We start from the raw sequence: 22,300 nt of genomic DNA, 5'->3' as shown, positions 1-22,300 counted from the left end.
AGTAAGGAGCCAGGCACCTTTCAGGCAGGGAGACGATATGATACACCATGAGTGTAGGAGTGTTGAATGAGCAGGATCGCTTGAATCAGAGAGGAAAGAAGGTGCAGGACTGATGCAGAGGCCGAAGGTAGCAGTCGTTACACCGGGTTCTTTTGTTATACCTTCGCCCCGCAGCAGTTCGGTGGAGCGGGTTATTGCCCATATGGTACCACTGGCCAGCGATAAGCTTCAGGTACAGATATATGGCATACGGGGAGAAGAGGTACCGGATAACGCCGATGTGGACGGGGTGCCCTGCATACGTTATAAGCAAGGGTCAAGCTATATTTCCAAGGTGATTTCCGACCTGAAAAGATGGTCTCCTGCGGTGGTCGATGTACACAACCGCCCTGCTGCGGCATATGCGATCCACAACGCTTTGCCCGATAGCCGGATCGTACTGACTTTGCATTCGACCACTTTCATTCGGGAGCCGTACCTGCAACGGAAGGAAGTGAAACGACTGCTGCAGCCGCTGGAGCGGATCATTGTGAACAGCGCCTACATGCGATCAGTCGTAGCTGCTGACAGCTCTGATGCTGTCAGGCAACGCATCGCTATAAATGAGCTGGGCATTCATCCCGGCGATTTCCTGCCGCGCTGGACACCTGCGGCAGAAGCGGTCAGAGCGGCGCGGCTGAACGATTTTGGCTGGGCAGGCCGCCGGATCATACTATATGCGGGCAGGCTGGTGCCCGGCAAGGGCGTTCATCGGCTGCTCAAGGCCCTGCCGCGTATCGCCCGCGCCTGCCCGGATGTGCTGCTGCTCATTGCGGGCAGTGCCTATTACGGGCAGGACCGTCTCACACCCTATTCGGCGTCGCTGCATCGGCAGATGCGTAAGCTCAGGATGGGGAAGCACGTCGAGTTTCTCGACTATGTTCCTCATCCGGCACTGGCCTCGCTGTACCAGTTGGCCGATGTGACCGTCGTTCCTTCGGTGGGAAATGAGGCCTTCGGGCTGGTCAATCTGGAAGCGATGGCCGCAGGTGTACCCGTAGTTGCTTCCCGTACGGGCGGCATCCCGGAGGTTGTACAACACGGGGAGACGGGCTGGCTTGTGTCATCATCTCCGGGGGAGCAGGAAATGGCTGCTGCCGTCATTGGACTGCTCCAGCAACCTGACTTGCGGCGACGAATGGGAGAGGCAGGGCTTGACGAGGTGCGAAAACGGTTTTTATGGCAGCATTCAGCACAGCGCTGGGCGCAAATCATGCTGGATTGCGTAACGTAGTGACATGGGCCCAGTTGTGAGCATAGGCTATCCTATAGGCATTAGCCATGATTTCCAGCCGAGTGAATGAAGCGGAGCGACCGCTGGTTCACTCCTGTGCCAAAGGAGCGGTCATTATGAACCATCGCATGAACCATAATAGTAAGGATAAAAGAACAGTACGGCGTAACTCTTCCAACGCGGTTCCCTCCCCTCGTATAGACAAAAATAAAACGTCCTCCCCCGGCAACGATAAACCGCTCCAGCGGGAAACGGTGAATGTAAAGTCAATCGTGGATACCCAAGCTCTAACTCATGACCCTATCACTGTGGATGAAGCAGCATGGCGGAAGCACAAGCTTCCCAAGACACTGGAGGAAGCCATGCTGATGAACCGGGCGTCTGTATTGCTGCTGTCTGTGCCAGAGACGAATATGGAATCCGGGACGGAAGACGGCCAGACGTCTGTAACGTCCAGAGGTCAGTCAGAGCAGGAATCGTTGCTGGATTGCTCCATTACCAGTATTCACATTGCCGAAGGCAGACATCGCCCCAAGCAGCAGCGGTTAGCGTTGTCCGCTGACAAGCAAGCTGCTTTTACGGATGATGACGGGCTTCTCCGTAAGCATGCATTTAATTCAAGAGCGGCTGCAACACGGTTTGGCAGCATTTTTTTTCACATTCCCGCAGAAGCGTGCAGGAATGAAGTGAGCATTGTGTTTGAGCAGCCATTCCAGGACGTGCATTATGCAATCACAGGAAATGCGAGCTTACCGGGGGTAACGGTATCTGTCACGAAATGTCAGAGAGATTCGGCGGTGTTTACTGTGGAACGCGGACACGCAGGTTCGATTTGTGAAGGTTTGATTCTGTGGATTGCAATCGGGCACGATTAAAGCACGCCTGCACAGGGTTGCGAATTTTCATTAAACAAGAAAAAGGCGTCCCGATGAAGGGACGCCGTATACATGAGGGGGGAGAGGGCACACTTGTAATGGTAATATCGCCCTCTTTTTATATATTCTAAGTAGAGCCAGAAGATTGCTAGTTTAAGCTCAATTTAATTTACACCTACAGCGTCAAAGGACTTAATAGCAGAAATGACTGCTATTGAATTTTCACCATAGCTGTCCTTGGCTGCCTGGATAACGGCGGCCCGCGCGTTAGAGAAGTTGGAGGTAGAGGTCAAATAGTTCGTAAAGGCATTATAGTAAATATATACAGCCGCTTCGCGCCCGATACCGGTTACCGTTACACCATGGGACGTACCGCCTTGTGCCAGCAAATAATAGGCTTTGTTGATAATACCGCTATTCGTATGGACTCCGCCTTCATCATCATTGTTAGGGTCCGGGTAAAAATTGGAATAGTGATCTGGCTGACCAAATTTTGTAGGATCGGATAGAGAGCGCAGAGCGTCGCCCGGAATGTTAGGCGTATAAATGCCATCTCCAAGAAGCCAGTTGCTGCCATCCATATCATTACCAATAATATCTGAGAAGGCTTCATTCAGCGCACCAGATTCACCGTAATACTCCAGATTGGAGGTGAATTCTGTGACACCGTGGGTGAGTTCATGCCCTACGACATCGGGATCACCGCTGAAAAAGGTAAATAATTTACCATCGCCGTCGCCGTATGTCATTTGAGAGCCGTTCCAGAAGGCATTGTTATATTTTTTGCCGTAATGGACGGTCGAACGGATTTGCATGCCACGTCCATCAATGCTGTCGCGTCCGAATTTTTTCTTATAATAATCGTAGGTTCTAATAGCGTAGGCATGGGCATCAACAGCCGCCGGATCATCCCATACATTATCCGCATCCGTCAAAATAGTACCCGGCGTCGTCTGACGGTTGGCAGCGGTGTAGGTTACGATTCCGCTACTGCGTGTCGAGTCTTTCAACTGATATCCGTTGCCGGAAGCTGTAGTCGTGAACGATTTCATTACACCATCCACGCCGCGGCCGTTGCCCGTTGCGTAGTTGAGGATGTCATACTGGAATACGATTTTTCCGTCTTTGGCATCAATAAAGTAGCGTGTACGCAAAGGTGCAGGCTCCAGAATATTAACCTCTGTCACATAAACCAGCCGTGTGGTCTCACCGTCAGGATAGATGTACAGTTCTGCATTAGGTTCTACACTTGGCTCCAGATTGGCGATTTTGGCAATGGAAATTTGTTTTGAGATTGATAATTCGTTGTTAGATGCCTCTTTGTAAGTATCTTGACTTACACTGCCTTGATCCTGACTACCCTCAGTAACGTTATCGGTGACGGAAGGGTAGGATTGAATCCGTATAGCTGCTTCTTCATACGCGGTATAGACGGCCTGGGTAGCGCTAATTTTTGGAGTGGTGTCTTCAGTGGCATCTTGTTGTTGATCCTCCGAAATAACGGCGCCCAGATAAGAGGTGACTTTACCGGACTTATTCACATGGATGGTCTGCTCAGCTCCATATACGGGAACCCCGTTTACATACTGCTTCAATCGATAATGGTTTACACCGGATTTGTCGCTCGTGCGATCAATAATGCGAAATTGATCACGGACATTAGTGCCGTCTGCACCTAGCAGCGTTTTCTTTTGTCGATTCAAATAACTCCATACAATATTGTCACCCGATACGGATGAAGGAGCCTTCCATTGTTCTGCGTGAAAGGTGGGTGTAAGCTGAGTAGGATCGGGAACAGAATTCTCCGCTGCTGAGGCACCAGGTGCTGCAGCCCCTAATAACATAGCTCCTCCAAGAAGTGAAACCCATACTTTTTTCATTAAAAATCACTCTCCCCAAATTTAGGTCAGGATGATGTACATCCTGTTTTGTTTTTTAGGCATGGCGCCATGTATGTAGGTCTTGCTGCTTTTTAAAACGTGAAGATCATGAAAAAAATAAACTTATGCAAAAAAACAAGTTTAATTTTTTTGTGATTACATCGTTCTGGCTCTGATATTAGCACAGAGAATGTAGGACGAGAAGATGTAAATTACAAATTACTCCAAAATGAGACTAAAGACCCGATTTAGATTGTATTTGTCTTATTTAGTCGAAATTAATCGAATGGTATAGGAGAAACAAAAAGAGCGTCCCGCTGGGGGACGCCATATACATAGGGGGGAGGGGCGCAGTCTTGTAAACTGCACCCCTATTTTTTTTCGTCCATTTTATGAGCAGGGTTAGATGACAGCTGCACAACGACAATGGTCTATGGACGAGGATGAATAAGAGGAATGCAATTATGATTTAGTTAACTCCTACAGCGTCAAAAGATTTGGCGGCTGCGGTTGCTTGCGCTGAATTCGCACCGTAAAGGTCTTTTGCTGCTTGCACCACAGCGGCACGCGTATTGGAGAAGTTGGAAGTAGAAGTCAGGTAGTTCGTAAAGGCACTATAGTAAATTTGGACGGCTGCGTCGCGGCCAATTCCACTTACAGTTACATTATGGAAGGTACCGCCTTGTGCCAACAGATAATATGCTTTATTTATAATGCCGCTGTTGGTATGAACGCCACCGTTATCCGAGCTACCTTTATACAAGTTGGAGTAGTGGTCTGGTTGACTATACAGGGTAGGGTTAGACATAGAGCGCAGAGCATCACCCGCAATGCTTGGCGTATAAATATCATCGCCTACAAGCCAGTTTGTACGTTGGATGTCATTGCCGATAATGTCCGAGAAGGACTCGTTCAGCGCGCCGGATTCCCCATAATAATCCAAATTCGAAGTATACTCTGTAACACCGTGTGTGAGTTCATGACCAACCACATCGGGATCACCACTGAAAGCGATAAATGTGGTTCCGTCCCCGTCTCCATAAGTCATTTGGGAGCCGTTCCAGAAGGCGTTGTTGTAGCGGCTGCCGTAATGAACCGTTGAACGGAGTTGCAGGCCACGTCCGTCAATACTGTTGCGTCCGAATTTGTCCTTATAGTAATCATATGTTTTGGCTGCATAAGCATGAGCATCTACGCCGGCTGGATCATTCCATACGTTATCGGCATCCGTCAGGAGTGTACCTGGGATGGTCTGACGATTGGAGGCCGTGTAGGTCACGATTCCGTTACCGCGTGTTGTGTCTTTTAACTGATAGCTGCTTCCAGACTGCGTAGTGGTGAACGATTTGGTATCACCAAGCACACCTTTACCTGTGCCCGTTGCTTCATTAATGATGTCATACTGGAATACGATCTTGCCATCATTGGCATCAATGATGTAGCGTGTACGCAGCGGCGCAGGTTCCAAAATATTAACTTCTGTTACATAGACCAGACGCGTTGTATCGCCAGTAGGATAGAAGTACAGCTCGGCTTTAGGGTCTACTTCAGGCTGTAAATTGGCAATTTTAGCGATGGAATTTTGTGCTTCAACAGCTTCAATTTTGCTGTCCTTCAATTCACCTGCTTTTTCAAGATTTAGCTTGTCCTTATCAATAAAGATAGTTTGTTCGTTGTTAGCAGCTTCCTTGTAGGTGTCTTTACTTACACTGCCTTGCTCCTTAGCATCTTTAGAGATCGTATTGTCGAAGGAAGGGAGGGCTTGAATCCGTGTAGCGGCTTCTTCATAAGCGGTATATACGGCCTCGGTAGCGCTGATTTTCGGAGTTGTACCTTCCGTAGCCTCTTGCTGCTGATCCTCAGTAATCACGGCCCCCAGATAAGAGGTAACTTCACCAGACTTGTCCACATGAACCGTCTGTTCAGCTCCATATACGGGAATCCCGTTTACATACTGTTTCAGCCGATAATGACTTACACCGGATTTGTCGCTTGTACGATCAATGATGCGAAATTGATCACGGACACTGGTGCTGTCCGCACCTAGCAACGTTTTCTTTTGTCGATTCAAATAACTCCATACAATGTCGTCACCCGATAACGATGAAGGGGCCTTCCATTGCTCGGCGTGGAAGGTTGGCGTAAGCTGATTTGGCTCCGAAACGGAACTTTCCGCAGATGCACCAGACGCTACCGACCCTAATAACATAGCTCCTCCAAGAAGCGAAACCCATACTTTTTTCATTAAAAATTCACTCTCCCCGGTTAATGTCAGAATGAAGACCATCCTGTTAAGAAATAGGCATTGCGCCGTTTATGTAGGTCGTGTTGTCGTCTGGAACATGAAGAAAATGGAACGTGAAGAAGAAAAACCGAAGTGTCTCTCGTGAAGCGTGTGTGAAAAGAGGGTACTCCATTATGAAGCGTACAGCCTGAAAAGGTAACAAACTCCTCCTTTCCTGTCGTATAAGTGAAAGTAAAAATATTCCAGATAATGGGAATTGAATATTTATGCAAAAAAAACAAATGTAAATTTTTTGAACTCCCATCATCTGGCTCTGATATTAGCACAGAGAATGACGTACGAGAAGATGTATGTTACAAATTCATCCAAAATGATTCTTTAGTCCCTAATAACTAATTTATTTAATCGGTTTAATCGGTTTTGTCGAAACTTATCGTAAAATGCAATGTCGAAAAGACTCCACACTTGCCGTTACACACGGGTTTTAGACCGCATAGGTTATGTTGAACTGTCCTAATCAAGCTGTCTATCCATACAGCAGCAAGGGAGGTGAGGCGGTAGCATGAGGAAGCAGACAAGATTTGGATTCAAGGCTAATCGCAGGCGGCATTCCAGTGCTAATTATCCCTACCCAAAGTTGTGGCTGCCTGTACGAACACCATCCGTGCATATCCCATCGGACCCTGTAACAAGAAGAGGGCCCGTCACAGAAGCACAGACAGGTGAAGAACGGTCCCACGGTTCGTCTTCGGCTGAAAAATTGCTGATATCCGTCATTATTCCGGCTATGAATGAGCAAAAAACGATCGGGGCTGTTGTCCGTGAGGCACGCCATGTTCATCCACACACTGAGGTCATCGTGGTCGAGAACGGATCAAGCGACAGGACGGCCAAGGCGGCAAAAGCGGCGGGCGCGCGAGTGCTTTCCTTTCCTCAACCATTAGGGCATGATATTGGTCGCCGCATTGGAGCGGAGGCGGCTTCCGGGCAGGTACTGCTTTTTCTGGATGGTGATATCGTTATTCCCTGCGTCAGACTCAAGCCATTCATACAAGCCATACATGCGGGAGCGGATCTTGCACTGAATGATTATCATGGGCCAGTAGACCGTGCTTCGGTGCATCCTGTGGTTGAAGCAAAGCATGTATTGAATATTTTGTCGAACCGTGCTGATTTAGGAGGGGCATCCATGACTGGAATTCCGCATGCCATAAGTCGAAAGACCTTAAATAAAATAGGTCTAAAGTCCTTAGAGAAACCTCCGTTATTTCAGGCCAAGACGATTACCTCTGGCTTGCGGGTGGTGACTGTTCGTGGAATAGCCGTGGGTAAAGTGAATGCGACCCGCAAAAAAATAAACGGCAGGGACCCGCTTGTGGATGTGGTTGTACAGGATCATCTTGACGCGATTGCCTGGCTTACATCACATTTGGGAACGCGTGCAGGATATACGGATTTGAAACGCAAACGGATCAGAAACGAGGTGAGGCCGTGAGCAGAATGTATCGAAAAGGGAGGCGTGATGACCGAAGCCGGGGCATACGACGTGTACAGCGAAGACATGGAACAACGACTATGATGGATAGCCGCAGGGTGAGGAAACCCGCCCCCCGGCGAGGGAAAATGACCGAAGCAAATCCGCTGGAGGTACGGGCATTGCCCGAGGATATGCTGCTGCGGGGGACAGCCGCCGCAGTGGTCAGCGCCTGCAACGAGGAATCTACGATTGGCGGGGTGCTGAGCGAGCTGGAAAAGCTGCCTCTTACGGACATCATCGTCGTATTGAACGGTTGCACGGATGGCACACGTTCTACAGTAGCGAAGCATCATCCGGGTGTGACTCTCGTCAGCGTGCCGACTCGGCTCGGGCATGATGTCGGACGGGCGGTAGGCGCACGTATGACGCAGGCTGAAATCGTATTGTTCGTAGACGGGGATCTGCCGATTCCTGCGTTTGACTTGCTGCCGTTCCTCTATGCAGTGGATCAAGGAACGGATTTGGCACTTAATGATCTGAGCAGACATTTGCCACCTTACTTCCGGCAGGACAGCGTGACCCGGTGCAAAGGGTTCCTGAACCGCGTGTTGCGCAGGCCGGACCTGGGAGCAAGCTCCTTGACCGCTGTACCGCACGCGTTATCACGACGTTTGCTGGAGCTGCTCGGTCCGGCTATGCTCGCTGTTCCGCCGAAAGCCCACGCTATGGCGATACTGCACGGTATGAAGGTGACGGCAGTACATGCCGTAGACGTCATTGGAACAAACCGCAAGCGGACTATCAATATCGGCAAAGGGAATGCCATGGAGCAATTGATCGTCGGCGATCATGCGGAGGCACTGGCTGGGGTGTTTCAGGTAGCCGGAGCTTTCCCGTTGGGACCTGTTCCAACACGGGCCGACGTCGCCAAAGGGAGGAATGCACGATGAGTCTGACGAGCATTATTATTCCGACCTATAACGGTTTGCACCTGCTCAAGCCGTGTATTGAGGCGATTCGGACACATACGACAGATGTGCCTTATGAAATTATTGTTGCGGACAACGCTTCAAATGACGGAACGGATGATTTTTGTGAAGCCGAGCGGCTGATCAGTATCCGTCTCCCCGAAAACCGGGGTTTTCCGGCAGCTTGTAATCAAGGGCTTCGGCTGGCTTCGGGTGATCAGCTCGTTATTTTGAATAATGATGTGACGGTTACACGGGGATGGTTATCCAATATGCTGGTTGCATTGCGGAGCCAAAGCACAGTGGGACTGGTGGGACCAGTGACGAATTATGCTAGCGGTACTCAGCAGATTGACGGATTAGCAGGAGATCTGGATAGCTGTCTCCAGTTTGCAGAGCAGAATAATGCAAGTAATCCGTCCAGATGGCAGGAGGTCAAGCGGCTGGTCGGGTTTTGTCTGATGTTCCGGCGTGAGCTGATGGAACGGATCGGATTACTGGATGAACGTTTTAACCCCGGGCATTATGAGGATGACGATTATTGTCTGCGCGCACGTGTACATGGCTACAAACTGTTGATGTGCAACGATTGTTTTGTCTATCATCAGGGGAGTGCGAGCTTTTCACGCTCGGAATCTGCCTGGGTCGAAGAGTTGATTGAGCGGAATTATCGTTTGTTTATGGACAAATGGAACATGGACCCCAGAGCGTTCATCGAGACTGGAAATGGTGGATCTTCATTCACCGAACATGCTGTCGAAGGAGGAAGGAAGATATGAAAGGGGTTATTCTCGCAGGAGGAACCGGATCGCGCCTTCATCCGTTGACTTCATTACTCAACAAGCACCTGCTTCCGGTCGGCAAGTATCCCATGATCGTGTATGGTATCGAAAGACTGCGACAGGCGGGAATTACCGATATGCTTCTTATTATTGGCAAACAATCGGCCGGGCTGTATACCGATTTTCTAGGTAGTGGCAGCAATTATGGTGTCCAACTGACGTACCGGATTCAGGAAAAGGCGGGCGGCATTGCAGAAGCACTGGAACTGGCGAAAAGCTACATGGAGCCAGGAGAAAAATTTACTGTTTTGCTGGGTGATAATTTGTTCAAGGAAGATCTGGGACCTGTTATTGAACGGTTCGGTCAGCAGCCTCCGGGGAGCGCCAGGGTATTGTTAAAAAAGGTGGCAGATGCCCACCGCTACGGAGTACCCGTATTTGATCCCGAGCGGCCGGAGAGCATTGTACGGATTGAAGAAAAGCCGCAGCATCCCCAGTCGAGATATTGTGTAACCGGCATCTACATGTACGATACCGCCGTGTTCGATAAGATCCGGCAAATTACGCCTTCGGCGCGTGGTGAGCTTGAAATCACGGATGTAAACAATTGCTATGCAGCAGAAGGCAGGCTTGAATACGACATTTTGCGGCGGTATTGGAGCGATGCGGGGACCTTCGATTCCCTTCAGGAAGCCGGGGTAAAAATGAAAGGCCTTCTCCCCTGATCTCAGCGATACACCATTTATCCGGGTTAGGCATATATTATGGACATAATGCCACCCGGAGGAGTGAACGGCATGAAACGCCTGAGTATAAAAAGGAAACACAGCAAGCGGCTCAGTAAGAAAGGCTATTGGGCGGGATATAAAAGGGGCCGGGAGCAGGGCAGCAGATTGGGCCAGGCTTCGTTCGGCAAGGTTTTTGAAGGCGTCAGTATTATCATTCCGTCCTATAATCAGTTGCATCAACTTCGTACATGTATTCATCGTATTGAGGAAAATACAAGTCAGCCGCATGAAATCATTGTGGTGGATTGCGGCTCAATGGACGGGACACGCATCTATCTGCTTCGTAAAAGCATTGCTGTGCGTTATGCGCTGCTCAAAAAGGACATTCATTTGACAGGCGGCTTGAATCAGGGGCTGATGATGGCGAAAGGCACGACCCTTGTGGTGCTGGACCCAAATGCGCTGGTAACGCCAGGTTGGCTGGATCGTTTGCTGGAGTGCTTGCACAGTGATCCGCGTATTGGTGTCGTCGGGCCTGTAACGAACGGTCCGTTCGGAGAGCAACAGATTGAGGTGCCTTATACGCACGAAAATGAAGCGCGTCATTTCGCTATTTCTCATAATGTTTCCAATCCGGCCGTATGGCGGGAAACCAAAAGTCTGGCCGGATTTTGTATGCTGCTGCGCAGAGAGACGCTGGAAAAGACGGGGTATTGGGACGAAGGCTGCTACAGTGGTCAGGAAGCAGATGCAGATTGGCTGCTGCGTGTACGCATACTGGGGACACGTCTGGTTATTGCGAGAGATGCTTATATCCATTGCACAGAAAGTGATCGGGACACGGCTTATGCCTCTCCCCAGACGACCGGAGAAGGTGGTTTGACGGAGAAAGGGAGTCGGAACCGATCCTTTTTTGTCCAAAAGTGGGGGGATGGGGATAAGCTGCTCCACAACCTGAAGTTCGGAACAGCAGAGCCGGACAGCCAGATACCGCCAACCAAGGACAGACACGTGTCGGCGGCAACCTTTTATCCCGTTGGAGTACTCGTTCAGGGACCGTCCGGTGCAATATATCGGCTGGAGCCAGGGAGAAGGCGGCTTCTGCATAGAGTCAGAGATACAGGAGGCGAAGACGTTGCCCCGGTCAGGGTGTCACAGCTTGATCTAATGGCACTTCCGTTGGTGCCAAAGCCAGAGGTGGCGATTTCTCATGTCGTGGATGTACCTGTAGTTGTACAGCCGGTTGTTCTGCAAAATGTGGAAGCCGTTTGGCCCTCTGCATCTCTTGTGCCAGAAGAACCTGTCCCTGTGCTGGCTGCTCCGGAATTGGAGAACATGCCCGCACTTCCCACGCTTAATGCCCCGGATCAACGCAAGCGGTGGATTGAGGTCCTTTATGCCGAAGGCGGGCAACTTTATCAGATCGGGAACGGCTGGAAAAGGCCGTTCCTTACCCCCTATGCCGCCATGAGCTGGCGGGCAGCTGACTATCGGATTCGGCTGGTATCCCCCGGAGATTTGTCGGATTTGGCGGAGGAGCAGCCTATTATTGCGCCACCTGTGCTGCACGGGCATTTGTAATGATCGGAATAGGCGCTTTTATGCGGAACCGACTCCCCGCTTCCGCATACGCTGTAGTAGCGGAAAGCCTGTAGGCAATTCGTGCGTTCCGCACGGCGGAGCACATTAAGGAGGGCCTTATGCATAACGAGATTGATGATTTGCTGATCCATATTTCGCACTCGCAGCAGCAGATGTCAAGGCTGTTGGATGCGGAGCGGCAGGTGGTCGTGCGCATGTCGCAGATCATACATGAACTGCCGGACGAAGAGCCGCGTTTTGATGGAATTCCGGGCATTCTCGACAGCTCGGGACAAGTAAACAAAAGCATTGTTGCCTACTTGAACGGTATTGCCGATCTTCAGGAAGCAATGGCTGAAATGCTCGTTCGTGTCGTGAAAGAGACGGCATACCCGGACGAGGAGTAACGTACCAACCGGAGGGCAGGGAGTGAACACATGAGTAGGGAAAAAGCAATGATTCATATGCTGGACGCAGCTTCCAAAATGCAATGGAATGTGTCCATGATCCTGGAGGCCAAGGCGGTAGAAGCCGAAAAAATGCGTAATTGGACGCTGAACCATCTGGAGCCTCACGCATTTGACACGGATGAAGAACAATTGGGACGGCCTTTGGAAATTCATGAGCAGATGGTGGAAATGCTGGAGGGTTTAACCCGACTTCAAACCGGACTGTGCAGTAATCTCAAGGCATTACTGGATCAGGATGAGCAGCAGGGTGGCGGATTGGAAGGGATGATGGGAGGAATGGGACCGGGGGATATGAGCTAATGAGCATGAGGCGCGAACGTGAGATCAAGCTGGATATGATGGAGTCCATTGCTGCCAGCCAGCATGCCGTTGCCCGGATGCTGAGCAGTCTTGCGGACTTGACGCCCCATGCGGATATGTCCGCTACCCGTCTGGAAGAAACCATTCGTGTGCTCAGCAACTACCAGGGGAAAATCACGCAGATGTTGGCGGGCATACCATTAAGACGGCAGGTGTATGGTAAACCGACTCAGCCGTGGCTCCAGCTGCCTGTTCCAAAAACGCAACAACGACGAGGAAACTAAGGAGGAATGAGAATGAGAATACGGTGGGAACGCTTTACGCGGGGAAAAGCCCGCAAAAGACGCAAAAGTACCCGGCGTTCGAGTATCCGAAGATTAAAGCTGAGAAGAAAACGCCTGCTTGCTTTAAGACGGCGTAAAAGAGGGCTTCACTCCGCCCGTAGAAGTCGTCCTCATCTGCGTCGGGAGAAAAAACCTCAGCCCACCCAGTCTACAGCTCCTGCTGCGGAGAATCCACAGCCCGAGCCTGTTGTGCTGGAGCATGATCCACAGGCATTCCAGCAGGGATATGATGCTGCCTATAACGAGGGCTTCAATTCAGGCTTTGCCAAAGGCTACGAAGATGGACACCAAGTCGCTTACAAGGCCCAGTAAACCGTGAACATCATCTATTGCTGCTAATTCCCCGAAGCTAACAGCCTCGGGGTTATTTGTTGTTTGGCAGATGGACGGGCAAACGCCAATTTTGTCCGGGCAGTGGCAGTCGTCCATGATGCGTTTGACCCCTCCGCATATAGTTTAGGAGTGACAGAAGTTTATCCTACAACAGGACAGGGTGAAGGAAGTGAATGATCAACGAAGCGGGAATGAACGCGAAGCCTATAGATGTGGCTACCGGGAAGGACGCAGAATGGGGGGGTGCACGGCTGCTCTGTCACAGGTCGTGGCCACGGTGCCTGTTGTTCGCCATTTGAAAGTGCTGTATATTCCGCAAGGCTTTGCCGCAATAGACACAGGGGTACAAGAGGCATTAAGCCAAATATGCAGTGAATTCGTTATCGGTACTCCTGCCAGAATGCTGGCTGATGCCGAAGCACATCGACCCGAGCTCGTACTGGTCATGAACGGGCTGCATGTTTTTCCACCGGATCATCTGGAGCAGGTGCAGCAAATACGGTGCCTGGGTATTCGGACGGCCATATGGTTTGTAGATGATCCTTACTTTACGGAGGATACGGCGTTGATCTGCCAATCCTACGATGTTGTATTTACGCACGAGTTGTCATGCCTGCCGTTTTATCGAAATCAGGGAGTGGCACAGGTATATTATTTGCCGCTTGCTGCGTCAGCCCGGATCTTTTATCCCCAGCGGGTGGAGCGGGAGCACCAGCATGACATTTGCTTTATCGGGAATGCCTTCTGGAACCGCGTAAAGCTGTTTGACCACCTTGCTTCTTTTTTGGCGGATAAAAGGGTGCTAATCGTGGGTGGAAGCTGGGATCGGCTGAAACGTCGGGATGTGCTGGAACGATTTATCCGTCCAATCTTCATGGAGCCGGAGGAAACAGCCAAATATTACAACGGGTCCAAAATTGTTATCAATCTGCATCGTCCTACGGACCCCGGACTGGATAACCGGAATACACATCAGCTGTCAGCGGAGTCCATTAATCCCCGGACCTACGAAATTGCTGCCTGTGGCACGCTCCAGATGACGGACATTCGGAAGGATTTGAGCCGCTATTACCGACCGGGCTATGACATTGAAACCTTTGGTGGAGTAGAGGAATTGAAGGTCAAGCTGGACTACTATCTCAAGCATGACTGGGAACGTGAACGCATGGCTTGGCGCGGGCTGCACACCACCATGCAAAAGCATCTGTACACAAATCGTATGGAAGAATTGCTGGACAAGGCGATGGCCTAAAGTAAACACCCAAAACAGTGAGGAGTGAAAGTGATGACGATATCTACGACAGGACCGTTTGACCCGGCTGCAACCTCCTGGGAAAAGGGGAGAGCTGCGGGAATCAGTGACGGCTACGATGAAGGCTACTTGCGCGGACGCGCCAATGCAATTCTTACCCGGACGAAGGCGGTCTTCCCTTTTCGGCAAATTCATGTGCTGTATGTAACCTCCGGTAAAGGTCTTCCCTATTCTCCACTGGATGAAGCGGTGATTACCACATTGCAAAGTATGACGGCTCAGGTTACTGTAACGGATCCCCGTCAGCCAGTAAGTGATATAGCCGCTCAGCTCCGTCCGAATCTGGTGCTGGCGCTGGATGGGATGGAGCTTCCGCTGGAGCAGGTGAAAGCAGTACGTCAGTTGGGTATTCCTACCGCCATCTGGCTAACGGATGATCCCTATTACACGGACACGACGACCCGAATTGTCCCGCATTATGACCATGTGTTTACGCTGGAGCTGAATTGCATCGAAATGTACCGTCAGCTCGGCTGTGGATCTGTGCATTACTTGCCCTTTGCGGCATTTCTGACTCAATATTTCCCGCTTAGCTCCCCTACTTCTGTACGGCGTGAAATCGGGTTTACCGGCTCGGCCTACTGGAATCGCATCTATTTCTTTAATCCGATTATGCCGCAGCTCATGGCTCGTAATATTAAAATCAACGGAATCTGGTGGGATCGTCTCCCTGATTATCAATCGTATGGGGATAAAATCGAGCTGGGTCGCTGGATGTCTCCGGCTGAGACAAATGATACGTATAACGGCAGCAAAATTGTCATTAATCTTCATCGTTCGCATCAGGATGATTCAGTGAATAACAATGCGCTGAAAATGCCGGGAGCGTCCCCGAATCCGCGCACGTTCGAAATTTCTGCCTGCGGTACCTTGCAGCTGACTGACACACGGGATGATCTGGCTCGTTTTTACAAGCCGGGAGAAGAGATCGAGACGTACAGTTCCCAACAGGAGCTGCTGGAGAAGATTGAGTTTTATTTGACACACGAAAAGGAACGCCGTGAGATTGCCTTGCGTGCTCTGGAACGGACACTGCGTGAGCACACGTATGGTCACCGGATTGACCAACTGCTGTCGATCGTATTTCCATAATTCGGTTATACGCCCGATGGTGTCTATTTTAAAGGAGGTGAACTCCGATCAAACCGAAAATGATGCTATTCAGCCATGTCAGCAACGTCCGCAGCATTACGGGAGCGGAGAAGCTGTTATTGCAATTTTGTGTAGACATTCGTGCGTACTTCAATTGCATTCTGGTGACGCCCGGTGAAGGTCGGCTGACAACGATTGCCCGCAAGCGCGGAATTACCGTCCAAATTCAGAACTTGCCCATGCTGCACGGCATGTACACCCCGTATGAGGGATTGGCGCAGGATGCGGACAATTTGCGAAATCATGCTGCGTACGCACCGTTGCTCCAGTTGTTACGACAAGCGCAGCCTGATGTGGTGCTGGTCAATACCTGTGTGAACGTCATGCCTGCAATGGCTTCCTATGAGTTGAATATTCCGGTGGTTTGGAAAATAACCGAGGTCATTAACCAGAATGAGCATACACCTGTTTCGGTTTCCATCATCGAGCGTTACAGCCGATGGGTCATCGGCATTTCACAAGCCGCTTTGCGGCCTTTGCATAGGGCAGGGCTGACACGTCCGCATACGGTGTTGTCTCCATGCCGTGATATGGATATGCCGTCACACAAAGAGCATGTACTGCAACGGAAACGCAAACGTGGAAAGCTGGGATTGAAGGAATCGCATATTTGTATTGGTTATATTTCTTCCTTTATCTACGAAGCCAAAGGACTGTTGCCTTTTGTTCAAATGGCCCTGAAGCTGTGTGAAACCAATTCTCGCTGTCGCTTCTGGATCATCGGCAGCTCGGTGGACTCGGAATATTACGTGAAATGCGTCTCTCTAATTCGTCAATCCCGCTATAGCCGTCGCTTCCAATTCAGCTCATTTGAGGAATCTGTATCCACCGCTTATAGCGCGATGGATATAGTCGTCATCCCGAGCATGGTAGAGGAAGGCTTTGGTCTGACAGCGCTGGAGGGGCTGGTTTACGGCAAGCCCGTTGTGGCCTTTGCGCAGGGCGGACTGGTGGAGCTGATGGAAGCGACCGGAAATACAGAATTTTTGGTAGAGCCGGGAAATAGCGATATGCTGGCGGAAAAAGTGGGCTATCTGCTTAATCATCCCGAGGAAGTGGAGCGGATTGGTTTACGGAACAACAGCGTTGCTACACGTATTTATGGATCTGATTCCTACCAGAGCAACCTGCACGTCATGGTCAGCCAATGGGTGTTCCATGTTCCGCAATGGTTCCCGTTGATCCAGCAGCCAGGAGGCCCCATTTGGACGCGGGAGGGAGAAGGGCTTCGTCAGGTGACTGCCATACCAGAGGCATATACCAGCACTGTTCGAGAATTTCCCGAATCGGTGGTTTGCCAACTGCCCGCGCTCGGTCTGCCCCCTATCGAGTATGCAGTCATTCCAGGTTTGCCACAGCCACCTGCTCCTGTGCCGGAGCCACTGCCAGACCCGCATCACGGCAAGCGCGGCATTCGGGCGAGACGGCCAGCGACTAGCAAGCATAACAGATCGCGCAATTGCAAGCGCAAGGGTAAGAGCAATACCAGCAGCAGGAGCCATAGCAAGAGCGTTCACTGGTTTCCGCTGTCGGGGCTTCTGCCGAAATCCAGGTCCAGACAGAAGCCCCGGTTGAAACGGAAGCTCAAACGAAAATTCAAGCTCAAGCCTGTGTCGAAGCATCTGCATCCACACAAACGGAAGCAACTGCCGCTCAAGGCTGGACGGCACCACAGACAACGGTCCGGGTGAAAGCACGCCGGACCGTTGAGGTGAACGTTTAGCTGCAGCACAGACAGTTTGCTGGATGGCTATCTCACTTATTAAACTCCACAGTTATTGAAACAACGACAGCAAAGGTGGGTTCCAACACAATGAAAATATTGACCGTGCTCGGCACAAGACCGGAAATTATACGGCTCAGCCTGATCATTCCGAAGCTGGATCGCTATGCAGATCAGCATGTGCTTGTGCATACGGGCCAAAATTACACGGAAAGCCTGAGCGGGCAATTCTTCCGCGAACTGGGACTGCGCGCCCCGGATTATGTGCTTCAGGAGAAGGCAGGGACGCTGGGCAAACAATTGTCTGCGATGTACTCGCAGATGGAGGATATTTTAAACAAGGAGCGCCCGGACCATGTGCTGCTGCTCGGTGATACGAACAGCGCCTTGTGCGCCTTGCTTGCGGAACGTATGGGCTACCCGGTGGTGCATATGGAGGCGGGTAACCGCTGTTACGATCTGGATGTACCGGAAGAGAAGAATCGCCGCGTCATTGACGCGATTTCTACGATTAATATGCCGTATACAGAGCAAAGCAAGCAGCATCTGATACGGGAAGGCTTTCCGAGTCAAAGAATTATATTGACCGGAAACCCGATTTACGAAGTGATGCAGCATTATGAAAATGAGATATCCGACAGCAACATTTTGAAAAAGCTGGAGCTGTCGCCTGGAGAATATTTCCTGGTAACCGCCCACAGAGCTGAAAATGTCGACCACCCGCCGCATTTGCTCGCTATTCTGGATGGCCTGAATCGGGTAGCGCAGCAGTCCGGACAGCGGGTCATTTGCAGCATTCATCCTCGCACTGCCGCTCGTATCGCGAGCCATCCGCCGATTCAGCTTGATCCGCTGGTGGAGTTCCACGAACCGTTCGGTTTTTTTGACTTCGTACTGCTGGAGCGGCATGCCCGCTGCGCTTTGACGGACAGCGGCACCGTACAGGAGGAATGCTGCGTCATGGGTGTACCGACGGTCACGATGCGCCGTACGACGGAACGGCCGGAAACCGTTGATTGCGGCAGCAATATCGTATCCGGGCTGGATGGAGAGGTTATAGCGAACGCGGTAGCCCTAATGATCGGGATGAAGCATAAGTGGCAGTGTCCCGCAGGATATCTGGCGGAGGATGTGTCAGATAAGGTAGTCAAATTTTTGCTTGGAGGGAAACGGCATGTTTGAAAACCAACGTATCTTGGTTACCGGTGGTACCGGCTCCTGGGGGCATGAGCTGGTTACCCAGTTACTGCCGCGTAATCCCAAAGAGGTCATTATCTTTTCGCGCGGAGAATCGAGTCAGGTTGCGATGAACAGGCAGTTTGAGGACGAACGACTTAGCTTCTGCATCGGGGATATTCGAGATAAGGATGCACTGGTTACCGCCTGTCAGGGTGTGGACTATGTATTTCATTTGGCGGCTCTCAAGCATGTGCCTGTATGTGAAGACCAGCCCTACGAAGCACTAAAAACGAACGTGGTAGGCACCCAAAACGTGATCGAAGCCGCTGTCATCAATCAGGTCAAAAAAGTCATTTATATCTCTACTGACAAGGCTGCGAATCCATCCAATTTTTACGGCATGACCAAGGCGATTGGTGAAAAACTGATCGTCTACGCCAATCTGCTGAATAGCGATACACGATTTGTGACGGTGCGTGGTGGTAACGTATTGGGCACGAACGGAAGCGTAGTGCATCTATTTCAAAGCCAGATTCGCCAAAAGGGTACCGTTTCGATCACGGATATGAACATGACCCGTTTTTTCCTGACCCTGCGTGATGCGATTAGTTTGCTGTTCAAGGCATCGGTGGAAAGCATCGGCGGCGAAATATTTATCATGACCATGCCAACCTGCCGCATTTTGGACTTGGCAGAGGTGCTGATTGAGGATTCGGGTGTGGAAAATGTAAATATTGTGGAAAAGGGTGTCCGACCCGGCGAGAAGATTCACGAGATTTTGATGAGCGACTTTGAAAGTCTGACGACGGTTGTGTACGACGAGCAATATTTGATCATTCTGCCAACGCTGAATATTCCCCAACTAAAGGATCGCTATAAGCAATGTCCTCCAGTGTCGTTCAGCAGCTTTAGCTCGGAGTTCAATCTGATGTCCAAAAAGGAGATACGGAGGATTCTCCAGAGCGGGGGGTTCATTAAATGAAGCTGCTTATTTTGGGCGGTAACGGCATGGCAGGCCATATACTGGTTGATTACTTTCAAAAGCAGGGCGGATATCATGTGTTCTACACCACACGTGATCCCAGGAATAAGGGGGGGCTGCTGCTGGATGTGAACGACAGCTTTATGGTAGAGCAACTGGTGCGGAGTGTGCGGCCTGACGTCATTATTAACGCGGTGGGTGTGCTAAACCAGTGTGCCGGAGCGGATCAGATTACAGCGTATCAAATTAACGGCCTGCTGCCGCACCTTCTCCAACGGACGGCGGACAGCATCGGTGCTCGGTTCATTCATATCAGTACGGACTGTGTATTCGAGGGGACGCGGGTACCCGGTTTATATGTAGAAACGGATCAACCTGACGGGACAAGCGCCTATGCATTGACGAAAATACTCGGGGAAGTAAAAGCGCCACGCCATCTGACGATCCGCACCTCCATTATCGGCCCGGAAATCCGGCCGGGGGGCATTGGTCTGCTGAACTGGTTCTTGCAGCAGAGTGGGGACGTTGCTGGGTATCGCCGCGTCTTTTGGAACGGGGTTACAACACTGGAGCTGGCTAAGGCTATACAGGTGTTGATGAATGAGCAACTGGATGGACTCATTCATCTGGTTCATCCTGAACCGATCAGCAAGTATGATCTGTTGCTGTTGTTCAAGAACATCTGGAAGAGAGAGGATATTCGGATCGTGCCGAAGGATGAGCCGGTGCAAGACCGGACACTTCGTTCTACCCGGGCCGATCTGCTCTATGATGTTCCTCACTACAGCATCATGCTGAAGGAGCTGCTGGAATGGACAGAAGCACAGCGGAACAACGTCGGCCCGTCATTGTAATTACCGGAGCGGCAGGCTATACCGGGATGCACGCCTGTCGCCATTTTGCAAAGCTCGGCTGGAAGGTAGCGGCTCTGACCCGCACGGCTGCTTCCGCCCGGGAGCTGATCTTGCAGTTTAACGGTGATGAGAACATCGGCGCAGATTCCGGCACCAGCTTTTGCATCACGCCTTATGTATGCGATTTGCTCGACAAGGAGCGTCTTCGCGAAGTGATTGGCCAGATTGCGCCGGATCATGTGCTTCATCTGGGTGGGAAAAATTCGGTGCCCGAATCATGGCGAAGCCCGCTGCTCTACATGGAATCCAATGTGCTGTCCACGCTGTATCTGCTGGATGCGCTGCGTCCTTTTCCAAAGGCCCGGATTGTCGTGGCTGGTTCCCGGCTAAAGGCAATTTTGCAGGCTCCGTATCATCCATCGCATCCATATAGTCTCAGCAAAAGCCTTCAAGAAGCAGTCGCCCTCTCCTGGAGCACGTTGTTTGACCAATCCGTCATGCTGGCAGAGCCTTGTAATCTGATTGGACCAGGTCCATCCACCGGCTTTTGCGCATTGCTGGCGGGTCATATTATCCGTACGGAGTGCACGTACACGGAGCCAGCAACCGAATCAGCAAGTGAGCCTAGACCCGAGCCGTTCCGGGTATCGTCCCGGCATGCGCAGCGCGATTTTCTCGACGTGCGAGATGCCGTTCGGGCATATGGTGTGCTGCTGGAGCAAGGGGTGTCGGGGCAGGTTTACCCGGTTTGCACAGGCCGCATCATGGAGCTGGGAGATATTGTGGAACGTATGGTTGCACTGGCAGATACACCTGTTGCCATCGAATGGGGGGATGCGGCAGAGTTAGCGTCTACGGATGCATACCAGGCAAAGGAGCTGGAGGACATGGGATGGAGGCCGATCATACCGCTGGGGCAATCGCTGGAGGATATGATACGATACCGCCGAGCCAGAAAGGAAGGAACGATATGAGACCGAGTGTAACGATCGTTATTCCATTTTATAACTGTGGATACGTGAATCAGGCTCTGCAAAGCGCATTAGAGCAAACCTATGGTCCGCTTGAAATTATTGTTGTCGATGACGGGTCCACGACACATACGGGGATGCTTCAGCCTTATCTTCCGTATATACATTATTTAGGTAAAGCCAATGGCGGAACAGCCAGCGCACTGAATCATGGCATCCGGCATGCTAGCGGTGAGTACATTGCGTGGCTCAGCTCAGATGATATTTACCATAGGGATAAAATCAATAACCAGGTATCCTATATGGTGGAGCACGCTGCATATATTTCTCACACGAATTTCAATTTTATCAATCAATACAGCCAAATCACAACTCATCAGGCGGCTGTCTTTCCATCCATACCGGAGTTTTATCGCTTATTCCAGCAAGGGAATCCGGTCAATGGATGTACAGTTATGTTTAAAAAGGAGCTGTTTACACATATCGGTCTGTTCGATGAATTTTTGCCGTATACCCATGATCTGGATATGTGGTATCGGGTCATGCTGGCGGGCTACCCATTTCCTTTTCTGAACGAAGCACTGGTTAACTATCGTTGGCATGATGAAATGGGGACGAAGAAGCACTGGCCCGCTGTTGAACAGGAATATCATATCACCCAGGCACGTTACAAAGATCGTTTCAGTCAGCTATTGAATGGTTTTTCCTAATCAGGCCGGAAGTCTATCAGGGCGGAATGGATAGGGTAGGTAAAGGTATTGTGATGCCGCTGTACAAACAGGATATTGGCTTTTTGCAAGCGGCGCTGAGGTATGTCCTAGATTTGTCTTTAGTGCCTGTGCTTGTGCCTGCGCCAAGCTGTAGAGCATCG

General features: G+C 50.8%; 21 protein-coding genes. 19 read left to right on the top strand and 2 right to left on the bottom strand.

Features of this window, described 5'->3' with window-relative positions:
* Nucleotides 1-112 precede the first annotated feature (112 nt).
* Together C1I60_RS00915 and C1I60_RS00910 are read left to right on the top strand one after the other, a co-directional pair.
* Nucleotides 113-1,273 carry a glycosyltransferase family 4 protein gene (locus C1I60_RS00915; protein WP_137060091.1) on the top strand — a complete coding sequence of 387 codons (1,161 nt, stop codon included), beginning with the start codon at nucleotides 113-115 and terminating at the stop codon, nucleotides 1,271-1,273.
* 47 nt (nucleotides 1,274-1,320) lie between these two features.
* Nucleotides 1,321-2,148 carry a WIAG-tail domain gene (locus C1I60_RS00910; protein WP_137060090.1) on the top strand — a complete coding sequence of 276 codons (828 nt, stop codon included), beginning with the start codon at nucleotides 1,321-1,323 and terminating at the stop codon, nucleotides 2,146-2,148.
* 164 nt (nucleotides 2,149-2,312) lie between these two features.
* Here C1I60_RS00910 and C1I60_RS00905 read toward each other — a convergent pair whose 3' ends face one another.
* Nucleotides 2,313-4,028, bottom strand: a complete 1,716-nt coding sequence (locus C1I60_RS00905; RefSeq protein ID WP_137060089.1) for a M4 family metallopeptidase — start codon at nucleotides 4,026-4,028, stop codon at nucleotides 2,313-2,315.
* Nucleotides 4,029-4,497: 469 nt separating this feature from the next.
* Nucleotides 4,498-6,273 (bottom strand): M4 family metallopeptidase, encoded by a 1,776-nt coding sequence (locus tag C1I60_RS00900; protein WP_137060088.1) that lies wholly within the window; start codon nucleotides 6,271-6,273, stop codon nucleotides 4,498-4,500.
* Between the two features lie 562 nt (nucleotides 6,274-6,835).
* On the opposite strand from C1I60_RS00900, the gene C1I60_RS00895 reads away from it, so the two are divergent.
* The 17 genes from C1I60_RS00895 to C1I60_RS00815 all read left to right on the top strand — a co-directional run bounded on the left by C1I60_RS00895 (nucleotide 6,836) and on the right by C1I60_RS00815 (nucleotide 22,139).
* Complete coding sequence (locus C1I60_RS00895; protein WP_137060087.1) at nucleotides 6,836-7,768, top strand: glycosyltransferase family 2 protein; 933 nt, start codon at nucleotides 6,836-6,838, stop codon at nucleotides 7,766-7,768.
* The gene (locus C1I60_RS00890) at nucleotides 7,765-8,700 is read left to right on the top strand and encodes a glycosyltransferase family 2 protein (RefSeq protein ID WP_137060086.1); all 936 of its coding nucleotides are present in this window, start codon (nucleotides 7,765-7,767) and stop codon (nucleotides 8,698-8,700) included. The genes C1I60_RS00895 and C1I60_RS00890 overlap by 4 nt, the downstream gene beginning before the upstream one ends.
* Nucleotides 8,697-9,497, top strand: a complete 801-nt coding sequence (locus C1I60_RS00885; RefSeq protein ID WP_137060085.1) for a glycosyltransferase family 2 protein — start codon at nucleotides 8,697-8,699, stop codon at nucleotides 9,495-9,497. The genes C1I60_RS00890 and C1I60_RS00885 overlap by 4 nt, the downstream gene beginning before the upstream one ends.
* On the top strand, nucleotides 9,494-10,225 hold the full coding sequence (locus C1I60_RS00880) for a sugar phosphate nucleotidyltransferase (protein WP_137060084.1): 732 nt from the start codon (nucleotides 9,494-9,496) through the stop codon (nucleotides 10,223-10,225). The genes C1I60_RS00885 and C1I60_RS00880 overlap by 4 nt, the downstream gene beginning before the upstream one ends.
* Before the next feature lie 72 nt (nucleotides 10,226-10,297).
* On the top strand, nucleotides 10,298-11,809 hold the full coding sequence (locus tag C1I60_RS00875) for a glycosyltransferase family 2 protein (protein ID WP_137060083.1): 1,512 nt from the start codon (nucleotides 10,298-10,300) through the stop codon (nucleotides 11,807-11,809).
* 119 nt (nucleotides 11,810-11,928) lie between these two features.
* Nucleotides 11,929-12,216, top strand: coding sequence for a nucleoside-diphosphate sugar epimerase (locus C1I60_RS00870; RefSeq protein WP_137060082.1), 288 nt, complete (start codon nucleotides 11,929-11,931; stop codon nucleotides 12,214-12,216).
* Nucleotides 12,217-12,246: 30 nt separating this feature from the next.
* Entirely contained in the window at nucleotides 12,247-12,579 is a 333-nt protein-coding gene (locus C1I60_RS00865) for an alpha-helical endospore appendage domain-containing protein (RefSeq protein ID WP_137060081.1), read from the top strand.
* Nucleotides 12,579-12,863 carry a hypothetical protein gene (locus C1I60_RS00860; protein WP_137060080.1) on the top strand — a complete coding sequence of 95 codons (285 nt, stop codon included), beginning with the start codon at nucleotides 12,579-12,581 and terminating at the stop codon, nucleotides 12,861-12,863. Before C1I60_RS00865 ends, C1I60_RS00860 begins: the two co-directional genes overlap by 1 nt.
* A 12-nt stretch (nucleotides 12,864-12,875) precedes the next feature.
* Nucleotides 12,876-13,235, top strand: coding sequence for a FliH/SctL family protein (locus tag C1I60_RS25045; RefSeq protein WP_137060079.1), 360 nt, complete (start codon nucleotides 12,876-12,878; stop codon nucleotides 13,233-13,235).
* Between the two features lie 181 nt (nucleotides 13,236-13,416).
* A complete protein-coding gene (locus C1I60_RS00850) occupies nucleotides 13,417-14,508 on the top strand; it encodes a CgeB family protein (protein ID WP_137060078.1) in 1,092 nt (363 codons plus the stop codon).
* A gap of 33 nt (nucleotides 14,509-14,541) precedes the next feature.
* Nucleotides 14,542-15,660, top strand: coding sequence for a CgeB family protein (locus C1I60_RS00845; protein WP_137060077.1), 1,119 nt, complete (start codon nucleotides 14,542-14,544; stop codon nucleotides 15,658-15,660).
* Nucleotides 15,661-15,719: 59 nt separating this feature from the next.
* Entirely contained in the window at nucleotides 15,720-17,411 is a 1,692-nt protein-coding gene (locus C1I60_RS00840; RefSeq protein WP_137060076.1) for a glycosyltransferase, read from the top strand.
* Nucleotides 17,412-17,533: 122 nt separating this feature from the next.
* Nucleotides 17,534-18,625 (top strand): non-hydrolyzing UDP-N-acetylglucosamine 2-epimerase, encoded by a 1,092-nt coding sequence (gene wecB, locus C1I60_RS00835; protein WP_137060075.1) that lies wholly within the window; start codon nucleotides 17,534-17,536, stop codon nucleotides 18,623-18,625.
* Entirely contained in the window at nucleotides 18,618-19,604 is a 987-nt protein-coding gene (locus C1I60_RS00830; protein ID WP_137060074.1) for a polysaccharide biosynthesis protein, read from the top strand. The genes wecB and C1I60_RS00830 overlap by 8 nt, the downstream gene beginning before the upstream one ends.
* A complete protein-coding gene (locus C1I60_RS00825; RefSeq protein WP_137060073.1) occupies nucleotides 19,601-20,458 on the top strand; it encodes a dTDP-4-dehydrorhamnose reductase family protein in 858 nt (285 codons plus the stop codon). Before C1I60_RS00830 ends, C1I60_RS00825 begins: the two co-directional genes overlap by 4 nt.
* Nucleotides 20,416-21,432, top strand: coding sequence for an NAD-dependent epimerase/dehydratase family protein (locus tag C1I60_RS00820; protein WP_137060072.1), 1,017 nt, complete (start codon nucleotides 20,416-20,418; stop codon nucleotides 21,430-21,432). The genes C1I60_RS00825 and C1I60_RS00820 overlap by 43 nt, the downstream gene beginning before the upstream one ends.
* Nucleotides 21,429-22,139, top strand: coding sequence for a glycosyltransferase (locus tag C1I60_RS00815; protein ID WP_137060220.1), 711 nt, complete (start codon nucleotides 21,429-21,431; stop codon nucleotides 22,137-22,139). Before C1I60_RS00820 ends, C1I60_RS00815 begins: the two co-directional genes overlap by 4 nt.
* Nucleotides 22,140-22,300: the final 161 nt, after the last annotated feature.

The organism is Paenibacillus terrae (assembly GCF_005217525.1).
In the GTDB taxonomy this organism is placed as follows: domain Bacteria; phylum Bacillota; class Bacilli; order Paenibacillales; family Paenibacillaceae; genus Paenibacillus; species Paenibacillus terrae_C.
This window is presented reverse-complemented; position numbering and strand designations above follow the sequence as displayed.

Bases quoted from the DNA above. Each gene is read 5' to 3' on its own strand.
- C1I60_RS00915 (WP_137060091.1), top strand. From the start codon at position 113: ATGCAGAGGCCGAAGGTAGCAGTCGTTACACCGGGTTCTTTTGTTATA.
- C1I60_RS00910 (WP_137060090.1), top strand. From the start codon at position 1,321: ATGATTTCCAGCCGAGTGAATGAAGCGGAGCGACCGCTGGTTCACTCC.
- C1I60_RS00905 (WP_137060089.1), bottom strand. From the start codon at position 4,028: ATGAAAAAAGTATGGGTTTCACTTCTTGGAGGAGCTATGTTATTAGGG.
- C1I60_RS00900 (WP_137060088.1), bottom strand. From the start codon at position 6,273: ATGAAAAAAGTATGGGTTTCGCTTCTTGGAGGAGCTATGTTATTAGGG.
- C1I60_RS00895 (WP_137060087.1), top strand. From the start codon at position 6,836: ATGAGGAAGCAGACAAGATTTGGATTCAAGGCTAATCGCAGGCGGCAT.
- C1I60_RS00885 (WP_137060085.1), top strand. From the start codon at position 8,697: ATGAGTCTGACGAGCATTATTATTCCGACCTATAACGGTTTGCACCTG.
- C1I60_RS00880 (WP_137060084.1), top strand. From the start codon at position 9,494: ATGAAAGGGGTTATTCTCGCAGGAGGAACCGGATCGCGCCTTCATCCG.
- C1I60_RS00875 (WP_137060083.1), top strand. From the start codon at position 10,298: ATGAAACGCCTGAGTATAAAAAGGAAACACAGCAAGCGGCTCAGTAAG.
- C1I60_RS00870 (WP_137060082.1), top strand. From the start codon at position 11,929: ATGCATAACGAGATTGATGATTTGCTGATCCATATTTCGCACTCGCAG.
- C1I60_RS00865 (WP_137060081.1), top strand. From the start codon at position 12,247: ATGAGTAGGGAAAAAGCAATGATTCATATGCTGGACGCAGCTTCCAAA.
- C1I60_RS00860 (WP_137060080.1), top strand. From the start codon at position 12,579: ATGAGCATGAGGCGCGAACGTGAGATCAAGCTGGATATGATGGAGTCC.
- C1I60_RS25045 (WP_137060079.1), top strand. From the start codon at position 12,876: ATGAGAATACGGTGGGAACGCTTTACGCGGGGAAAAGCCCGCAAAAGA.
- C1I60_RS00845 (WP_137060077.1), top strand. From the start codon at position 14,542: ATGACGATATCTACGACAGGACCGTTTGACCCGGCTGCAACCTCCTGG.
- C1I60_RS00840 (WP_137060076.1), top strand. From the start codon at position 15,720: ATGATGCTATTCAGCCATGTCAGCAACGTCCGCAGCATTACGGGAGCG.
- wecB (WP_137060075.1), top strand. From the start codon at position 17,534: ATGAAAATATTGACCGTGCTCGGCACAAGACCGGAAATTATACGGCTC.
- C1I60_RS00830 (WP_137060074.1), top strand. From the start codon at position 18,618: ATGTTTGAAAACCAACGTATCTTGGTTACCGGTGGTACCGGCTCCTGG.
- C1I60_RS00825 (WP_137060073.1), top strand. From the start codon at position 19,601: ATGAAGCTGCTTATTTTGGGCGGTAACGGCATGGCAGGCCATATACTG.
- C1I60_RS00820 (WP_137060072.1), top strand. From the start codon at position 20,416: ATGGACAGAAGCACAGCGGAACAACGTCGGCCCGTCATTGTAATTACC.
- C1I60_RS00815 (WP_137060220.1), top strand. From the start codon at position 21,429: ATGAGACCGAGTGTAACGATCGTTATTCCATTTTATAACTGTGGATAC.